Source organism: Mesorhizobium sp. B2-3-12 (assembly GCF_006442205.1).
Classification (GTDB): domain Bacteria; phylum Pseudomonadota; class Alphaproteobacteria; order Rhizobiales; family Rhizobiaceae; genus Mesorhizobium.
In genome coordinates this window covers 78,856-96,121 of the sequence record NZ_VFVR01000004.1, presented here as the reverse complement: position 1 = coordinate 96,121, position 17,266 = coordinate 78,856, and the positions used below count along the sequence as shown (strand labels likewise).

At 63.8% G+C, this 17,266-nt stretch carries 15 protein-coding genes and 1 pseudogene; 6 read left to right on the top strand and 10 right to left on the bottom strand.

From position 1 onward, the window contains the following. Positions 1–41 precede the first annotated feature (41 nt). The 10 genes and pseudogenes from FJ948_RS30580 to FJ948_RS13830 form a co-directional block, all read right to left on the bottom strand. On the bottom strand, positions 42–620 hold the full coding sequence (locus tag FJ948_RS30580) for an MFS transporter (protein WP_246677518.1): 579 nt from the start codon (positions 618–620) through the stop codon (positions 42–44). Positions 621–741: 121 nt separating this feature from the next. Next, positions 742–1,383 (bottom strand): annotated as a pseudogene (locus FJ948_RS30575) (MFS transporter); the annotation flags it as partial. Positions 1,384–1,755: 372 nt separating this feature from the next. Further along, positions 1,756–2,538: an ABC transporter ATP-binding protein gene (locus FJ948_RS13865; protein WP_140705255.1), complete on the bottom strand. Its 783-nt coding sequence runs from the start codon at positions 2,536–2,538 to the stop codon at positions 1,756–1,758. A gap of 10 nt (positions 2,539–2,548) precedes the next feature. After that, complete coding sequence (locus FJ948_RS13860) at positions 2,549–3,316, bottom strand: ABC transporter permease (RefSeq protein WP_210242270.1); 768 nt, start codon at positions 3,314–3,316, stop codon at positions 2,549–2,551. 121 nt (positions 3,317–3,437) lie between these two features. Next, positions 3,438–4,448 (bottom strand): ABC transporter substrate-binding protein, encoded by a 1,011-nt coding sequence (locus tag FJ948_RS13855; protein ID WP_140705251.1) that lies wholly within the window; start codon positions 4,446–4,448, stop codon positions 3,438–3,440. A 240-nt stretch (positions 4,449–4,688) separates the two neighbouring features. Then, the gene (locus FJ948_RS13850) at positions 4,689–5,981 is read right to left on the bottom strand and encodes a hypothetical protein (protein WP_140705249.1); all 1,293 of its coding nucleotides are present in this window, start codon (positions 5,979–5,981) and stop codon (positions 4,689–4,691) included. A 107-nt stretch (positions 5,982–6,088) separates the two neighbouring features. Beyond that, positions 6,089–6,820: a histidine utilization repressor gene (gene hutC / locus FJ948_RS13845; protein ID WP_140705247.1), complete on the bottom strand. Its 732-nt coding sequence runs from the start codon at positions 6,818–6,820 to the stop codon at positions 6,089–6,091. A 32-nt stretch (positions 6,821–6,852) separates the two neighbouring features. Continuing rightward, positions 6,853–7,878 (bottom strand): zinc-binding dehydrogenase, encoded by a 1,026-nt coding sequence (locus FJ948_RS13840; protein WP_140705894.1) that lies wholly within the window; start codon positions 7,876–7,878, stop codon positions 6,853–6,855. A gap of 15 nt (positions 7,879–7,893) precedes the next feature. Beyond that, positions 7,894–9,216 (bottom strand): histidinol dehydrogenase, encoded by a 1,323-nt coding sequence (hisD, locus tag FJ948_RS13835; RefSeq protein ID WP_140705245.1) that lies wholly within the window; start codon positions 9,214–9,216, stop codon positions 7,894–7,896. Positions 9,217–9,299: 83 nt separating this feature from the next. Then, positions 9,300–10,073 carry a glucose 1-dehydrogenase gene (locus FJ948_RS13830; protein ID WP_140705243.1) on the bottom strand — a complete coding sequence of 258 codons (774 nt, stop codon included), beginning with the start codon at positions 10,071–10,073 and terminating at the stop codon, positions 9,300–9,302. Between the two features lie 215 nt (positions 10,074–10,288). Here FJ948_RS13830 and FJ948_RS13825 point away from each other — a divergent pair, with 215 nt between their 5' ends. The 6 genes from FJ948_RS13825 to FJ948_RS13800 all read left to right on the top strand — a co-directional run bounded on the left by FJ948_RS13825 (position 10,289) and on the right by FJ948_RS13800 (position 17,266). Next, positions 10,289–11,392: a histidinol-phosphate transaminase gene (locus tag FJ948_RS13825; RefSeq protein ID WP_140705241.1), complete on the top strand. Its 1,104-nt coding sequence runs from the start codon at positions 10,289–10,291 to the stop codon at positions 11,390–11,392. A 132-nt stretch (positions 11,393–11,524) separates the two neighbouring features. Continuing rightward, positions 11,525–12,808, top strand: a complete 1,284-nt coding sequence (locus FJ948_RS13820; RefSeq protein WP_140705239.1) for an FAD-binding oxidoreductase — start codon at positions 11,525–11,527, stop codon at positions 12,806–12,808. A 257-nt stretch (positions 12,809–13,065) separates the two neighbouring features. After that, positions 13,066–14,412, top strand: a complete 1,347-nt coding sequence (locus tag FJ948_RS13815; protein ID WP_140705237.1) for an extracellular solute-binding protein — start codon at positions 13,066–13,068, stop codon at positions 14,410–14,412. Between the two features lie 96 nt (positions 14,413–14,508). Further along, positions 14,509–15,447: a sugar phosphate isomerase/epimerase gene (locus FJ948_RS13810; RefSeq protein WP_140705235.1), complete on the top strand. Its 939-nt coding sequence runs from the start codon at positions 14,509–14,511 to the stop codon at positions 15,445–15,447. An 80-nt stretch (positions 15,448–15,527) separates the two neighbouring features. Further along, positions 15,528–16,373, top strand: coding sequence for a sugar ABC transporter permease (locus FJ948_RS13805; RefSeq protein ID WP_246677517.1), 846 nt, complete (start codon positions 15,528–15,530; stop codon positions 16,371–16,373). After that, positions 16,373–17,266 (top strand): carbohydrate ABC transporter permease, encoded by an 894-nt coding sequence (locus FJ948_RS13800; RefSeq protein ID WP_140705231.1) that lies wholly within the window; start codon positions 16,373–16,375, stop codon positions 17,264–17,266. Before FJ948_RS13805 ends, FJ948_RS13800 begins: the two co-directional genes overlap by 1 nt.

Here is a 17,266-nt window from a genome sequence, read left to right as displayed (position 1 = left end):
GGGTTCGACCGGGAATGCCTCCAAGCCCTTCCCGACAGGGCCTAGTTGCGAGATCCTCTGACGTGGCCGCTGACCTGAACGCCGTCCTCGGCGCGCAGGTATAGAAAGCCGGGAATGGAGATCAGCGGGATGATCGCGGTCAGCAGGAATACCTGGTGAAACCGTTCCGGCGTGAGCACGTGGCTTTCGCCGGCAATCAGCCCCAGCAGCATGGCGGCGATCGAGACGCCAAGCGACACGCTGAGCTGCTGCAACACGCCGCCGAGGCTGGTGGCGCGGCTGAGCTTGTGCGCCGGCAGATCGGCGTAGGACAAAGTGTTGGAGGTCATGAACTGCGCCGACCGGACGATGCCGAACAGGAAGACGTAAGAGCCGATCAGCCAATGCGGCGTATCGGGCCCCATCAGCGCAAAGCCCGCGACGGTGGCCGAGCCGATTATGGCGCTGCCGATCAGCACGACACTGAAGCCGAAGCGGCGCAGCAGTGGCGACAGCAGCGGCCGCATGAGCAGCGCGCCGAAACTGCCGACGAATGTCAGCGAGCCTGACGTGACCGGGCTCATGCCGAAGCCGACCTGCAGCATCAGCGGCAAAAGGAACGGAACGCCGTTGACCCACACGGCACAGGCCGCCCGCCAGCGTGCCGACCCAGAACGAGCGAAACCGGAACAGCGTCAGGTCGACGGCTGGCGCCACGACGCGGCGCGCATAGCGCCCGAAGGCGAGCAGCAGCAGGACGGAAGCGGCCAGCACCAGCACCGTCGCGGAAGCCGGAATGATCGGCCGGCCGATGTTTTCCAGCCCGAATTGCAGCAGCGCCACGCCGCAACCCACCATCAGGAACCCGGCAAAGTCGAAGCGCTGCACCGCTTCCTCGTGGAAATCGTCGACAAAGCGCAGCGCCGCCAGGATTCCAACGCAACCGAACGGCACGTTGACGTAGAATATCCAGCGCCACGACGCGTAGGTGGTCAGCAGGCCGCCGAGCAACGGCCCGATGACTGGCCCCATGATGGCCGGCAAGGTCATGTAGGTCATGGCGGCGATCAGGCCGCTGCGCGGAAAGCTGCGCAGCAGGATCAGCCGCCCGACCGGCGTCATCATGGCACCGCCCAGCCCCTGCAAGGCACGCATGGCCAGCAGCATGCCGAAACTGTCGGCCATGCCGCACAGCGCCGAGCCGAGGGTGAAGGTGAAAAGCGCCAGTGCGAACACCCTGCGCGCGCCGAACCTGTCGGCGAACCAGCCGCTGACGGGAATGAACACGGCGAGCGTCAGTATATAGGTGGTGATCGCCAGGTTCAGCCTGACCGGCGTCGTGTCCAGGCTGCGCGCGATGGCCGGGATCGCGGTGGTGATGATGGTGGAATCGAGCTGCTCCATCAGAAAGGCGATGGCAACGATGATCGGGATGATCAGCCTCAGCCTCGGGTCGCGCTCGGTGGCAAACTGAGGCTGGTCCAATACTCTGGCCAATTCCGTCATGCAGGTGGCTTGTATGCCCTGGCCAAAGTGGCGCATCCCGGATCAAAGGCAAGATTGCCTCGTATGGGCCAGCCGGCCTGATCGCAGGCCGTCTTATGGTCCGACAAACAGACGAGCGGTAGTCATTTCCGCTTCGCTGGAAGTCAACAAATCTTGACCGCCGTGAATTGACGGGCATCGGGAAGATAGTCGACAGTGCCACGACGCCGCGCGAAGACATTGCCGGTTTCAGCGGACGCCGTCCCTGGGTCGTCTTCAAGATGCCAGGGATTACGCCATTTCAGGTCGTCTTGATGCCTCGCGGATCGCCTTGTGCACCTCGCGCTGCAAATCCATGAAGGCTGGCGTTTCCATCACCTCTTCCCGGCGCGGACGCTCGATGTCGACGTTGAACGTCTTCATGATGCGTCCCGGGCCGATGCCCATGACGACGATGCGGTCCGACAGATAGACGGCCTCCTCGACGTCATGTGTGACAAACAGCACCGTGAGCCGGTGCTCTTCCCAGATCTGGGTCAGGAGTTCCTGCATCTGATGCCGGGTCAAGGCATCGAGCGCGCCGAAGGGCTCGTCCATCAGCAGCATTTTGGGGCGATAGGAGAGCGCGCGCGCGATGGCGACGCGCTGCTTCATGCCACCCGAAAGTTCCGACGGGAAGCGATCGGCACTTTGCGACAGCTTGACGAGATCGAGATGCTCGAGGGCGATCTCGCGACAGCTCGTGCGATCATAACCGGCGGCCTTGAGGGCAAACTCGATGTTCTGCCGCGCCGTCAGCCAGGGAAGCAGCGTGTAGGACTGGAAGACGACGCCGCGGTCGAGGCCCGGCTGCAGGATCGGCGCGCCGTCGATGCTGAGATCGCCGGCGTCGAAATCCTGCAGTCCGGCGACGATCGACAGCAGCGTGCTCTTGCCGCAGCCCGACGTGCCGACGAGCGAGACGAACTCATTGTCAGCAAGGTCGAGATTGATGTCGCGCAGCACTTGCGTACGCCGCTCGCCGGTGCCGAAGCTCTTGTCGAGACCGGCGATCCGCAATTTGGGAACAGTCATCGGCGGTTCCTCATTGCGAGTGGCCGTCCTGCCGGAACAGCACCTTCTCCAATGCCTTCATGACCTGGTCGGTGATGAGGCCGAGCACGCCGAGCAGCAGAATGTAGCCGATGATGGTGTTGGTCTGGAAATAGCGCTGCGACACGGTGATGCGATAGCCCAGACCGGACGTCGCGGCGACGAGTTCGGCCAGCACCAGCCAGGTCCATGCCCAGCCGAGACTGATGCGCAGCGTGTCCCATATGCCCGGCAAGGCGCTGGGCACGACGATGCGCGTCAGGATCTTGCGGTCCGGCAGGCCGAGCGTTCGCCCAAGACCGATGAAATCGGCGGGCACCCGTTTCACATTGTCCATGATCATCAGCACCTGCTGGAAGAACGTGCCGATGAAGATGATCAGGAATTTCTGGGTGTCGCCTGTGCCTGCCCACAGGATGGAGAGCGGCACAAAGGCGACGACCGGCATGTAGCGGATGAAATCCACCAGCGGCTCGATGGCCGCCTCCCAGGAGCGGAAACTGCCGATCAGCACGCCGATCGGTATGGACAGTGCCGAGGCGAGGAGGAAGCCGATGGAAATACGGTACATCGAGGCCCTGAGATCGAGCCACAAGGTGCCGTCGGCGGCGAGCTTGGCAATCTGGGTCGCGACGCTGCCGGGTGACGGCAGGAAGATGGGTTTCACCCATCCGAGCCCGGTCGCCGCCCACCAGGCAAGGCCAAGGCCGACAAAGACGGCCACCGCTATGGTCAGGAAGCGCGCCCTCGCGATGGGCACGCCGATCCCGGAGGATCGGCGTCTTGCCGGTCTTGAGGCCGGCGCCGGTGCCGTGCGGGCCAAGCCGGTTTTCGCGGGAGGCGCCCCGGTCATCCGCGTTACCACCGCGATCCGGATCTCGTCACTGCGCCGCCTTGACGAAGGACGGATCGATCATCTGCTCGGGTGTCACATCGGCCTGGAGCAGCTTGGCGTTCTTGGCGGCCGCTTCGACATCGGCGAATGTCTTGGTGGTAAACTCGCCGGTGAGCGCCGTCTTGTTTTCGGCGAGCGAGTAGTAGCGCACGCCGTCGAAAGCGGTGTTGAGGTCCTTGACGTCGGAACCGACCGCCTTGGCGATGATGGCGCGACCACCAGGCGTGTCGGCGTTATAGTCCTTGAGCGCGGCGTCCCAGCTCTTGATCATGGCCAGCACCTGGCCGGGCCGCGACTTGATCACCTCGTCGCGCACCACCAGCACGTCGCTGATCAGGCCGGGATCCTCGCCGGCGGTGAACAGCAGCTTGACGTCCTTGTTCTGCGCCATGGCAACGGTGAGATAGGGCTCGTAGGTGACCGCGACCGGTACGCGGCCGGCGATCAGGGCGCCGCCGGCATCGGCCGCTGGCATAGGTACCGGCTGGATATCGGCGACCGACATGCCGTTCCTGGCGAGCGCGTATTTGAGCAGGATGTCGCTCGTCGTGCCTTCCTCGAAAGCGACCTGCTTGCCCTTGAGATCGGCGATGGAGGTGACCTCCTTGCCGGCGACGATGGCATCGGCCGTCATGGAGACATCGAGCAGCAGCACGATCTTCACCGGCAGACCGGCCGCGACCATGCCCATCGCCGTGTGGGTGGCGATATTGGCGGCGTCGAGCTGGCCGCTGGCGAGTGCGGCGTTGATATCCTTGTCCTCGGCGAAATTGACGATCTGGACGTCCGACAGGCCATTGGTCTTGAACAAGCCCTTGGCGTCGGCGACGTGCCACTGGCCATATCCGAGCCAGGGCTCGATGCCGATCTTGAACGATCCCGCCTCGGGCGTCGTGGGAATGGCCGCATCGGCAGCATAGGCCGCGGGGGCGGCGGCGAGCCCGACGGCAACCGCCATGGCCAACGCGCGAAATTGTCCTGCTAGGTTAAGCGTCATCTTTCGTTCCCCTTGATGATCAGACCGCTTTTCTACCCAGGGCGTCCGGTCTGGTGAGACTGCGGGGTTCAGCTCTTGCGGCATTGTGCCTCGGCGTCTTGCCCGCCACTTCATGGTTGAAGTGCTGACACATTTCAGCGTCAGCGGCAGAGGATGTCAAGGCTAAAATACATACATGCATATACAAGTTGGAGCGGCTAGAATTTTACGTTGATCAGCGCGAGTCCTCCACCCGACCCCTTATGCTTTTTCGGGATCGATCCGGTCAAAAAAACCGGTCACCCGGTCGGTTCCGCCATCGGGCTCGCTGCCGACCATAACCGCGACTGAAAAGCCAATGAGAGACGAGACCGGCGTGTGGCTTCGCGCGCCGGCCCGCAGGTTCATGACCAGGGTCGGCGACAGGAACAGCCCCAAGCGCAGCACGGTTCGCCAATCCGCCGGCAGCATGCCGCGACGCTTGAGTTCCAGCAGCAAGGGCCGCCACAGGTCGACCGCCTTCACTTCCAGAAGGTCGTGGCGGACCGGGCTCAAATCCCAGTCCGTGTCGACATGCAGAAAGTCGCCATCCAGCCGCGCCAGCGCTTTAAAAGCCTGCGTCGCCATGGCCGGATCGTAGAGCCAGAACGGGTGGGCGAAGATGTTGTGGAACGTCGCCTTCACCTCGGCCAACAGCGTGGGGATGTGCGAGCCGGCAAAGGCGGGATCGAAGAAGGACAGTTCCGCCCCGCCTGCTTTCTCCACGTACCAGACATTGGCATTGTGGGCGTCGCCATGCGCGACCACACCGCCGGCATCGGCAAGCCTGTCCGGCCGCAGGCGCTCCGCGGCGGCGTCGAAAAGTTCGCCGATGCTGCTGATGTAGCGCCGGCCGTTGATGACGAACTTCAGCCGGGAGAACTGGTCCCAACCAAGTTCCACGCCGGGAAAGACAAACGGCTTGCCGACGTAGAAATCGGCCAGGCGGCCCCCTGGCGACAAACGCGTATCGGCGTCGATCAGCCGCTCGTGGAACAGCCGATGGATCGGCTCCGCCGACACCTGCGCGACGGTCACCGGATGCAGCGTTTCCAGATAGACATCGAGCAGCCTGGCGGACAGGTCGCGCTCGGCAAGAACCGCCTCGCGCCGTCCGCCGGCATCGTCCCTGGTATCCAGCGCGAACAGCACATCCGAAAATCTCGGATCCGTACGCCGGCGATAGACAAGGATCTGCTCGCCGGGCTGGGCGGACATGTGCACGGGCTGGTCGACCGGCAGGCCGGCGCGCGACAGGATTTCGGCGCGATAATATTCGCCGGTCATCGCCTCTTCCCGTTCCTCCTGATGGAACTTGAAGAAGTATGCTTGACCTTCGCTGTCGAAGAAGCCGTTCAACGAATTGAGGCTGTATTTGTCGACATTGATGCGGACATTGCCGGGGTTCATCCCGAACAGGTCGCCCAGCAACGCCGACAGCGCACGTTGCGCTTCGGCGACATCATGCTGCGCGAGAGCCCTGATCCGCGCCGTGCGGCTCGGTGTCGCCGTCATCGGTCGTTCCTTCCAGGCGATCCGCCGGTCAAGCGTGACGCGATTCTTATCAGTACATGTACATACATTAACGGCCAAACCTTCTCGGGATGCATTCGCTATCGACGTCAGCCTGCCCTGGAAGGCGAGTAGCGGCTGCCAAGCGAATAGCGGCTGCCGGCATAGGTCAATTTGCTGATCGTGGCCACGACCGCCCCCGTCCATGTCCGGCGATGCAGGAGAAGGCAGCAACTGCCGACATCGATTGCCAGATGCCGCGCGGTCTCCTTGTCGGCCGGGATGGCGGAGATGATATGCTCGACCTCGGTTACCGGGGTCTTCTGCATGAGATAGTCATAGGTTGCCGTCTTGGCGAAGTCCTGCTTGTCATAGTCGGGTATCAGGCCCGGATTGACGAAGCGCTCCTCCAGTTGCACCGGCAGGTCGTTCTCGAAATTGACGACGACGGAGTGATAGATCGAAACCCGTTTCGCAAACTCGAACGATAGAGCGAGTTCCTTGGTCGGCATGATGGTTTCGAGGACGAGGACTTCGGAACGATGCCTGTTGCCGCGCTCGACGATCTCGGCGGCGATGTTGTTGATCTCGATCAGCGTCGATTGCGGCCGGGGTGGCGCGATGAACGTTCCGACCCCCTGCAGCCGGATCAAGAATCCGGCGGCGGTCAGCTCTCGCAGAGCCCGGTGAACCGTCATCCGCGAAACGCCCAGCGAAACCACCAGCTCGTTCTCCGACGGCAGCTTGCGATCCTTGCCCCACCGGCCTGTTCCGATGTTGGTCAGGATGTAGTCCTTCACCTTCTCGTAAAGAGGGCTCGCCGTGTCGGGCAAATCGATCATTTCAAAAGTCCTTTCCGGCAAACTATCGGAAATCAACGATGTTCGGCAGGTTGCCGCATGCGGATGATTGTTTTCAAGCCATCGCTCTTGCCCGCAAGCAGCCGCTCATAGGCGGCTGGAATCTCGTCGAGGCCGATTTCGCGGTCGACCAGCGCCAGCAGCGGCTCACTGAGTTCCCCCAGCATCCGTACGGCCTCGGGCAATTCGTCGGCAAAGGCATGGCATCCCAGCAACGCGATTTCGCGTTCGACCAGGAGATTGGGATCAATGTCGAGACGCCCGTGGAAGATGCCGACCATGGCCACCGTGGCGCCGGAATCGAGCACGCCGAGCAACTTATTGAAGGCAGCTATACTGCCGGTCGCTTCGACGGCCGCCAGCAGCGAAGTGTTGGCTGTTGCGGCGGCAATGGCATCACGGTCGAGATCGACGATCGTGGCGCCCGTCACCCGCGCCACGCGGGCACAACGTGCCTGGTTGCGGTCGGCGACAAGCACGGTGCCGGCGAAAGTTCGGGAAAGCAGCAGCGCGGCAAGACCACCGATCGGCCCGCAGCCGACGACAAGCACCGCGCTCGCCGTCTTCGGCAGACGCCGCACCGCGTGCAGCGCGACCGCGAGTGGCTCGGCCATGGCGGCGACCCGTTCGTCAAGGCCGGCGTCGATCACGTGCAGCAAACGTGCGGGCAACACCACCTGTTCGGCAAAACCGCCATCGCAGATTTCGCCAACGAAGCCCAGCGCGACGCAGAGATGCCGCCTGCCGGCATGGCATTGCGCGCAGTCTCCGCACCAGAAACGGGAATCGGCGACCACTCTGTCGCCGACGGCGATTGTACCGACGCCCTCGCCGACAGCGATCACCGTGCCGGTCAGTTCGTGGCCGGCCGTCGAGGGCGACCGGCTTATCCATTGGCCGGTGCGGAAATTGTGCAGGTCCGAACCGCAGATGCCGGCGGCATCGACGCTGAGCTTCACCCAGCCGGCATCCGGAATGCCAGGTGAGGCGACGTCCTCCACCCGCAGATCGCCGGGTCCATAAAGCCTTGCCGCCTTCATCGCCATCGCCTCCCCTCAGCCGGCGAGATAGCGGTCGCGGATTTCCGAGACCGCGTTTTCGTGCGAGCTGAAACCCTCGTAACGGGCGAGCCTGCGGGCATGCAGCGCCAGTTCAGGATAGGCGGCCGAGGTGACATAGCCGATCGACGAGCGCTTGACGAAATCCGTCACCGAAAGCGGCCCATAGGTGCGCGCCCAGCGGCTGGTCGGCAGCACGGCATTGGGCCCAAGCACGAAGTTGGCAAGGGTCACCGGCGTATGCGGGCCCATCAGGATCTCGGCCGCCTCGGTGATGTGGCCGAGATGCGCGAATGGCTCCGTCGAGAGGATTTCGAGATGTTCGGGCGCATAGTCATTGATGAAGCGGTAGGACTCTTCCAGCGAAGCGGTCAGGACGATGCCGCCGCGCTTTCCCGTCAGCACCGCGCGCGAGAATTCGACGCGCTGTTCGGTCATGCGCGACCAGTGTTCGGGAAGTGCTGCAAGTGCTGCCTCGGCAACCTTGCGGCTGTGCGTCACCAGATAGGCCGAGGAATCCGGTCCGTGCTCGGCCTCGATCAGCAGATCGAGCGCGGCAAGGCCGCCATCGACGCTGTCGTCGGCAAAGATGATGGCTTCCGACGGTCCGGCCGGCAGACCGGTGTTGATGATCGAGGACAACACGCTCTTGGCCGCCACCACCCAGGGGCTGCCGGGGCCAACGATCTTGAGCGCCGGCTTCACCGTCTCGGTGCCGTAGGCGACGGCGGCGACGGCCTGCGCGCCGCCGCATTTGTAGACGGTGTCAACCCCGGCGAGACGAGCAGCGACCAGCGTGGCCGCATCCACGGAACCGTCCGCTGTCGGCGGCGTCACGATCGCTATCCGCGGCACGCCGGCAATGACGGCCGGGACCGACGTCATCATCGTCACCGAGGGAAAGGCGCCCTTGCCGCGCGGCACGTAAAGCGCGACGGAGGCGATCGGCGTATACCTGTCACCGGCATAGGCGCCCGGCCGGACCTCCTTGAGCCACATGGTTTCCGGCTTCTGCTCCTCATGGAAGCGCCTGATGTTGTCGATGCCGAAGCCGATGCTCTCCACGACTTCCTTCTCGACCTTGTCGAATGCCGCGTCGAATTCCGCTTCCGACACTTTCAGTTCGCCTTCGGCCACATTGGCCTTGTCGAGTTCCCTGGCAAAGCGGATCAGGGCGGCGTCACCCTCGTCCCTGACCGCCTGGATGATCGGGCGGACTTTTTCGACAAAGACCGACAGATCGCCCTCGGCGCGTTTCAGCAACCCGGCCCGCTGGGTGGCATCGAGGGACGAGAGATCGTGGAAGCTGATGTCGGACATGGATTGTTCCTTCAGTTCAGAGCGCATTGTGCCGACCGGTCACATCGCGGAAGACATTCAATTCGAAACATCGGCGATCCCCCTCAGATCGAGGCGAGGAAACCGCCATCCACCGGAATGGACTGGCCGGTTATGTAGGCGGCGGCATCCGAGGCAAGGAACACGGCGACGCCGTGCAGGTCGCGGAGGTCGCCGAAACGATGCTGCGGGATCTTGGCCAGCATGGATTGCCGCCACGCCTCGTTGTCGTAGAACGCCTCCGTCATCGCCGTCCTGAAGTAGCCCGGGGCGATGGCGTTGACCCTGATGCCAAGCTGAGCCCACTCCGCCGCCAGCGCCCGGGTCATGCCGAGCAGACCCGACTTGGACGAGCCGTACGGCACCGCCGTCGGGATGCCGACTTCCGACGTCAGCGAGCAGAGGTTGATGATGGCGCCAGGCCGGCCGGCATCCCGCATCTGCCGCGCCGCCGCCTGGGCGCAGAAGAACGCCCCTTTGAGATTGGTGTCGACGATCCGGTCCCACAGCGCCTCGTCGACATCGAGCGAGGGGCGGACCTCCTCCACCCCGGCATTGTTGATGAGGATGTCGAGGCCGCCAAGCAGGCGGGCTGCCTCGCCAACGGCCGCGCGGCAGCGCTCGACATCGGTCACATCAAGGGCAATGGCATGCGCGACCCCGCCGGCGGCGCGGATGGCCGCCGCCGTCTCGTCGAGCGAGTCCAGGCTGCGCGCGGTGACCGCGACGTCGGCGCCGGCCGCGCTGAGCGCCTCGGCGAGGCTGCGCCCAATGCCACGACTTGCGCCGGTCACGAGCGCCTTCCTGCCGGAGAGGTCGAAAAGAGCAGCGTTGCGCATATGATCCTCCTTGGCCGCTCCGGTCGCGTTGCGCAGAGACTATCAGGTCAACTTACATATACAAGCATATACAAACGACATTGAGTGCGATAGTGGTTACGTCGTCCGCCCCCGGGCTCGATCGCATGCTTGGCTCGCCCGGACGAGATCCCGCGGCGGCGATTTGTTCGAGGCTTGCGGACAACAGCATCGGCCCGCGATGGAGGAGACCAAACTTGTCCAAAGCTTCAGACATGGTCAGAACCGAAGTCAAGCGTCTGTCACCTTACAATTCCGGGCTGACCATCGGCGAGGTGATGCTGCGATACGCCCCGGCCAGGATCGCCAAGCTGGGCTCGAATGAAAACCCCATCGGCCCGAGCCCGACCCTGGCCAGGATGATGCAGGGCGGCTCCGAAATGTTCCGGCTCTATCCGGATCCGACCGGGCGCGAACTGCGGCAGGCCATCGCCGCCAGACATGCGGTCGGCGAAGACCAGGTCATTCTCGGCAACGGTTCGGAGGATCTTCTCTCCGTCATCAGCCGTGCCGTCCTGCGGCCGGAAGATGCCGTCGTCACCCTCTATCCATCGTTCCCGCTGCACGAGGACTATGCCACGCTGATGGGCGCGAGCGTCAAACGTGTCGGCGTCAACGACGATCTCAGCATCGATGTCGACGCGCTCATTGAGGCCGTGCGCGAACGGCCCCGCATGCTCCTGTTCTCGAACCCGATGAACCCGGTCGGCAGCTGGCTCTCCGGCGGCGAAATGTCGAAGCTCCTGGATGCTGTCAGCGACGAGACGCTGATCGTCATGGATGAGGCCTATGCCGAATATGCCGAGGGCGACGACTATGTCTCGTCCCTGCCCCATCTGAGCAAACGCGATCAACCCTGGATCGTGCTGCGGACATTTTCCAAGGCGTTCGGCCTGGCAGGGCTGCGGATCGGCTTCGGCGTTGTCGGCGACCCGCAATTGCGCGCGCTGCTCGACAGGGTGCGCACGCCGTTCAACGCCAATGGCGTCGCGCAGGCCGCCGCGCTGGCGGCGCTCGCGGATGACGAGCACCTGGCCAAGGTCGTCGCGCTGGCCAGGACGGAGCGGGCACGCGTCGAGAGTTTCCTGACCGGCAAAGGCCTCGAAGTCGCTCCGTCCCGGGGCAACTTCCTGTTCTTCGACTGCCGGCAAGATGCCACCGCCTTCGTCGAAGGCCTGCTGCGGGACGGCGTCATCGTCAAACCCTGGAAGCAGGAAGGCTTCGACACCTATGTGCGCGTCAGCATCGGCTCGCCGTCGGAGAACGACCACTTCATGACCGCGCTGTCGCAATTGTTGTGATCTCCCGAGCCCCGGCGGAATTGCCTGGCGCACCCGACACCAAAGTCTGGGTCTGCCGCGCGTGCACGATATCGGGCAATTGAAAACCAGCTTGCCCGTCAAGCCCGCCGCCCTATCGTAAGAGCCCGTCATATGCTGGAAAGCAGCCCGCCCAGGAGCCTCTACCGCGAAACGGCCGGCGGCACCGGCAACTATCCTTCCCTGGCCGGTGCGCAGCGCGCAAGGGTCGCCATTGTCGGCGGCGGCTTCACGGGCCTGTCGACCGCCTTGCATCTGGCGGAAGCCGGCGACGACGTCTGTGTGCTCGAAGCCCACCAGCCGGGCTGGGGGGCATCGGGCAGGAATGGCGGCCAGGTCAATCCCGGGCTCAAATACGATCCCGACACGATCGAGGCGATGTTCGGCTCCGACCTCGGGTCGCGGATGATCGACTTCTCCTACGGTGCGCCAGATTTCACCTTCGACCTCATCAAGCGCCTGTCGATCGAGTGCGAGGCCCGGCAGAACGGCACCATACGCGCGGCCGTCCGGCCGAAGCCGGAAGTCGCGGTGCGGACCACAGCGGCGCAATGCGTGCGACGGGGGATGCCCGTCGAAATGCTGGACGCCGAGGCCATGGCGGCGCGAACCGGAACCGACAGATACATATCCGGCATGTTCGACGCCCGCGGCGGCGATCTCCATCCCCTGAAATACACGCTGGGCCTTGCTGCGGCGGCCCAGAACGACGGCGCGCGGATATTCGGCGATAGCGAAGTCCTCTCGCTTGGCCGCGAGGCCGGGCGATGGGTCCTCAAGACGGCAAGCGGGTCCGTCAGCGCCGACAAGGTTCTTGTCGCGACCAATGGCTATACCGGAGCCCTGTGGCCGGGCCTGGAGCAATCTTTGGTGCCGGTGTTCAGCGCCATCGCGGCGACCGAACCGCTGCCGCCGGCGGTGGCGGCGGCAATTCTCCCGCACAGGCCCGTCGTCTACGAGGCGGGCAACATCACCGTCTATTACCGGATCGACGCGCGGAACCGGCTTCTCATGGGCGGCCGGGGACCGATGAGACCCATCGGGGATGCTTCCGCCATCCGCTACCTCACCGACTATGCGCCGCGGCTCTGGCCGGCGCTCGCGGGAACTGCGTGGACACATGGCTGGAACGGCCGGGTCGCGATCACTGGAGATCATCTCCCGCACGTTCACGAGCCGGAAGACGGCGTGCTGATCTGCCTTGGCTACAACGGCCGTGGCGTCGCCATGGCCTCGGCGATGGGCAAGGCGCTGGCAAATCGCCTTCGCGGCGACGCGACCGCTCCCTTCCCCATGCCGATATCGGGACTGAAGCCCATCCGGTTCCATCGCTTCTGGCCGCTTGGCGTCAAGGCGGCGATCCTTTCGGGCCGGGTGAAGGACCGGTTCGGCCTCTAACGAGACAAGCCGGCCCGGCCCGACGGCCCAGGGGATCGCAGCCTGGCTAGGCCGCGATCGGTTTGTTGCGACGTCGTTCCAGTACGCGAACGCAAGGCTGAGCCCTTTTTGGCCCCTCCAGGCGCCCGCCACGGGCCGATCAAATTATAGGCACACTTGCCGATTGACAAAAATCATAACAGGCGACCAAGATCATATGACCATCAACGATCTTGGTCCCGAGGTTGCCCCTCGGCATTGGCGAAAAGGAGAGCCAGATGCCCATTCAGCAGAGAGTGACCCATCGTTCCAAACAAAGACCCGCCAGCTTCATCCTTGCCGCCGCGCTGCTAAGCCTCGGCCTGATCACCGAACCTGCCCATGCCGACGGGATCACGCTCAAGGTTTTCGGCGGCTCTGCCCTTGACGAACTCGCACCGCGCCAACCGCCGGACGAACAGAAGAAAATCCAGCAGCAGGTCATCGACGGTTTTCTCAAAGCCAATCCCGACGTGACCGCGGTCGAATGGGACGCGCAGGGACCGCAGACCGATTCGATCCAGCGCCTGATGACCGCCAAGCTGGCGAACCAGGAAATGGACCTGATCGCCTGCCCGGCCTTCTACACCAACGGCGCCTATGTCAGGCGCAAGCTGATCATGCCGATCACCGACAAGATCAAGCCGTTCCAGGACCGGATCGACGCCGCGGCACTTGGCGCCTTCACCATCAGCGGACAGGTCTACGGCGTGCCGATCTCGACGCTGTCGACATCGACGATCTTCTACAATGTCGATCTGTTCCAGAAGCTCGGCGTCCCGGTTCCGCCGACCTATGACGACCTCAAGGCAGCCGTGCCGAAGTTGAAGGCCGAAGGCGTGATCCCGCTCTTGCATCAGGGTTCGAACACCGTGATGTGGCCGATGTGGTATTTCGAGACCTTGTCGCAGGCCTCGGGCGACGCCGTCGGCAAGACCCAGAAGAACCTCGAAGGCACGGCGAAATTCACCGACGCACCCGATGTCGAAGGGTTCAAGCTGATCAAGCAGTGGGTGGACGACGGCATCCTGTCCAAGGATTCGCTTTCGGTCGACCAGGACGGCATGCGGGCCGCCTTCGCCGCCGGCAAGAGCGCCATGTATTATGGCGGCACGTGGGAAATCCCCTCGCTCCAGGCCAGCGTGAAGACGTTCAAATGGGGTGTCTTTGCTTTTCCGAAAATGGACGGAACGCCGGGCGCGCCGGGCCATGGCGGCGGCGCCGACAACGGCATGTGCGTCGCCTCGTCTATACCCCCCGAGAAGCTCGATGCGGCGGTCAAGTTCATCGAATATCTGACAAGGCCGGAAGTGGCGACGCTCTATCTTGCGCCGGAACAGCCGATCGCCGCCTCGATCAAGGGCGTGCCGCAAGTCGACGACGCCTATGCCGTCGAACTGCGCAAGCAAGCCTTCCCGAGCACGATCAAGTTCCTCGACTGGATCTGGCCCTCGGAAGTCGCGACCGCCACGGCTTCGGCCATCGCCGGCATCGTCGGCGGCACGACGACGCCGGAGGAAGCCGCCGCCTCGATCCAGGCCACCTTCGACGACCTCAAGGCCCAGGGCAACTGGCCGCCCAAATAGGGCATCCAGGCGCGCGCGCCCCTGCCAAGCCATCAGCGAGGCACAAACAAACAGAGGCCGCCCGTTTCGGGCAGCCTCATCAATCGGAGACAACACATGACGCAGACCCGCGCCGACCGGCAGCGCTTCTCGATCGGCTATCATCTGAACAGCTGGGACCTCACCGGCCTGCCGCTCGGGCCGGCCATCAAATTCCTGGCCGAACAGGGGTTTGGCTGGTTCGAGATCCTCGCCTTCACCAGCCTTTCAGACCAGTACGCCCGCAAATACATGCAGCTCGGCAATCAGGCACCGATGGGGGTCACCACCGACACCGACATATTGCGGCGCTACGCGCTGCTCTCGGAAGGCCAGAGCGAGCATGGCATCAAGCTCTCATCCTTCTACGTCAATGCGATCTTCACCAATCCGGTCGCATGGCCCTATGAGCGCGACGTGCTGGTGGCGCTGACCAGGATGCTGAAGGGTTTTGGGTCACCGGTGCTGGTTCTCGGCGGCGGTCCCTCGGAAGCGATTTCGGGCACCCACACTCCCGACGACTACCGCGCCTTTTGCCGGGCGCTCGAAGACATCGGCAGGCGGACCAAGGATCTCGGCATCGAGACGGTCTATCACCCGCATCTCGACACCTTCATCGAGCGCCGCGACCAGCTCGACCGCATGATGGATGAACTGGACACCGATCTCGCCGGGCTGTGCATCGATCCGGCCCACCTTGCCCACACCAATTCCGATCCGGTCGACGCGGTAAGGACCTATATGTCGGCGGTACGCTACATGCATTTCAAGGACACCAGGGTCGATCCGGCTCTGAAAGGCTATGACCGCTACGGAGCCTTTTGCGAACTCGGCGCCGGCGTCGTCGATCTTGCCGGCATCGTCGACGTCCTGCTGGAGGCGAACTACGACGGCCTCGCCATCATCGAACTGGATGCGTCGAAGAAGACGGCGGAGCAAAGCACGCTGGAAAGCATCGCCTATATCAGGGACACGCTCGGGCTGGTGCTGACGCCGCAAGGCGCCAAGGCCGCATGACCACGCGATCGCAAGAGCCTACCGCTCCTAGATCCGATCCCTGGCGCTTTCTTGCCGGGGACGGTGCGGTTGCCTTCTTGATGATCCTGCCCGCCGCGATCCTGTTTTGCCTCTTCTACCTCTGGCCCTTCGTCAACGGTTTCTGGCTCAGCCTGCACAATTGGGACGGGTTTTCCGACCCGACCTGGGCAGGTTTTTCCAACTACACACGCCTCGCGCATGACCGCATCTTCCTCGGTGCGCTGCGCAACAATCTGATCTTCGTCGTCGCCGTCGTCATCCTGAAGAACATGCTCGGCCTCGGGCTGGCGCTGCTTCTCGACCGGGCGCTGGTCGGCCGCGCTTTTTTTCGTGCCGCCGCCTTCGTCCCGGTGACGATGTCCTTCGTCGCCGTCGGGCTGCTCTGGTCCTGGATCTACAATCCGGTCTTCGGCCTGCTCAACGGCGCTCTCGATCTATTCGGTCTCGGCGGACTGAAACAGTCATGGCTCGGCGATGCCGACATCGCGCTCTATTCGATCATCGTCGTCGACGTCTGGAAATGGCTCGGCTTCCATGCCGTCATCTATCTGGCCGGCCTGCAGACGATCCCTTCGGAACTCTATGAATCGGCCAAGATGGACGGTGCCGGTCCACTGCAGCGCTTCCGGCATGTCACCATCCCGATGATGATGCCGATCGTCTTCATCAACACCATTCTCGGTCTTTCCGGCGCCTTCGTGCGCAATTTCGACATCGTCTATGTGCTGACCAAGGGCGGCCCGAACCACGCCACCGAGGTGGTGCTCACCTACATGATGAGCAAGGCTTTTCAGGACGGGGCCATGAGCTACGCGGCGGCGATCGGATACGTGCTGTTCCTGATCGTCGGGCTGGCCAGCGTCGGCCTGCTCGCCATGATGCGGCGACAGAGGCTGGATATCTGATGAGCAGCGCGGCCAAGCCTTCGCTCACACTCGATAGTGACGCGGCCCGCCGTCCCCGGCGCCTCGGCGCGAGCGGCGTGCTTGAAGTCGCCGGCCTCTACGCGGCGCTCATCCTGGTGCTCATCGAGACGCTCTATCCCTTGCTTTGGGTGCTGTTCGGCTCGCTCAAGACCAAGGAGGAGATGCTGAGCAACATCTGGGGTCCGCCGTCGAGCCTGGTGCTTCAGAACTACGTCGATGCCTGGCGCATCGCCGGCATGGGATCGCGCATCGTCAGCAGCGTGCTGGTCACCGGCTCGGCCCTGATCATCCTGGTCGTCGTGGCAACGCCCTGCGCCTATGCGTTGGCGCGGCTGCGGTTTCCCGGGCGCGGCCTGGTGCTCGCGGTGGCGGTGGCGGCCATGCTGGTGCCACCGCAGGTGATGGCCATCCCGCTGTTCATGGTGGCGCGCGACCTTGGCCTGATCAACAACCGGCTCGGCGTTGCCTTCGTCTACGCGGCGACGTCGCTGCCATTGTCAGTGTTCATCCTGCGCAGCTTCTTCGTCACCCTGCCCGCCGACCTCGAGGACGCCGCGCGCGTCGACGGCGCGAGCCGGCTCGAAATCCTCATCCACATCATGCTGCCGCTGGTCCGGCCGGGCGTCGCGCTGATCGTGATCTTCGGTTTCATCGAGATCTGGAACGATTTCTTCCTCGCCTTCCTGCTGCTGCGTGACCCCTCCGTGCAAACCATCCCGCTCGGCCTGGTCTCCTTCTTCCAGCAGTACGATTCGCTCTGGACGCTCTATTTCGCCGCGTTGACGATCACGACCCTGCCGGTGATCGTCGTCTTCCTCGCGATGCAACGGCAGTTCATCGCCGGCCTGACGGCCGGCGCCGTGAAGGGTTGA

Bases quoted from the DNA above. Each gene is read 5' to 3' on its own strand.
- FJ948_RS13865 (WP_140705255.1), bottom strand. From the start codon at position 2,538: ATGACTGTTCCCAAATTGCGGATCGCCGGTCTCGACAAGAGCTTCGGC.
- FJ948_RS13855 (WP_140705251.1), bottom strand. From the start codon at position 4,448: ATGACGCTTAACCTAGCAGGACAATTTCGCGCGTTGGCCATGGCGGTT.
- FJ948_RS13850 (WP_140705249.1), bottom strand. From the start codon at position 5,981: ATGACGGCGACACCGAGCCGCACGGCGCGGATCAGGGCTCTCGCGCAG.
- hutC (WP_140705247.1), bottom strand. From the start codon at position 6,820: ATGATCGATTTGCCCGACACGGCGAGCCCTCTTTACGAGAAGGTGAAG.
- FJ948_RS13840 (WP_140705894.1), bottom strand. From the start codon at position 7,878: ATGAAGGCGGCAAGGCTTTATGGACCCGGCGATCTGCGGGTGGAGGAC.
- hisD (WP_140705245.1), bottom strand. From the start codon at position 9,216: ATGTCCGACATCAGCTTCCACGATCTCTCGTCCCTCGATGCCACCCAG.
- FJ948_RS13830 (WP_140705243.1), bottom strand. From the start codon at position 10,073: ATGCGCAACGCTGCTCTTTTCGACCTCTCCGGCAGGAAGGCGCTCGTG.
- FJ948_RS13820 (WP_140705239.1), top strand. From the start codon at position 11,525: ATGCTGGAAAGCAGCCCGCCCAGGAGCCTCTACCGCGAAACGGCCGGC.
- FJ948_RS13815 (WP_140705237.1), top strand. From the start codon at position 13,066: ATGCCCATTCAGCAGAGAGTGACCCATCGTTCCAAACAAAGACCCGCC.
- FJ948_RS13810 (WP_140705235.1), top strand. From the start codon at position 14,509: ATGACGCAGACCCGCGCCGACCGGCAGCGCTTCTCGATCGGCTATCAT.
- FJ948_RS13805 (WP_246677517.1), top strand. From the start codon at position 15,528: ATGATCCTGCCCGCCGCGATCCTGTTTTGCCTCTTCTACCTCTGGCCC.
- FJ948_RS13800 (WP_140705231.1), top strand. From the start codon at position 16,373: ATGAGCAGCGCGGCCAAGCCTTCGCTCACACTCGATAGTGACGCGGCC.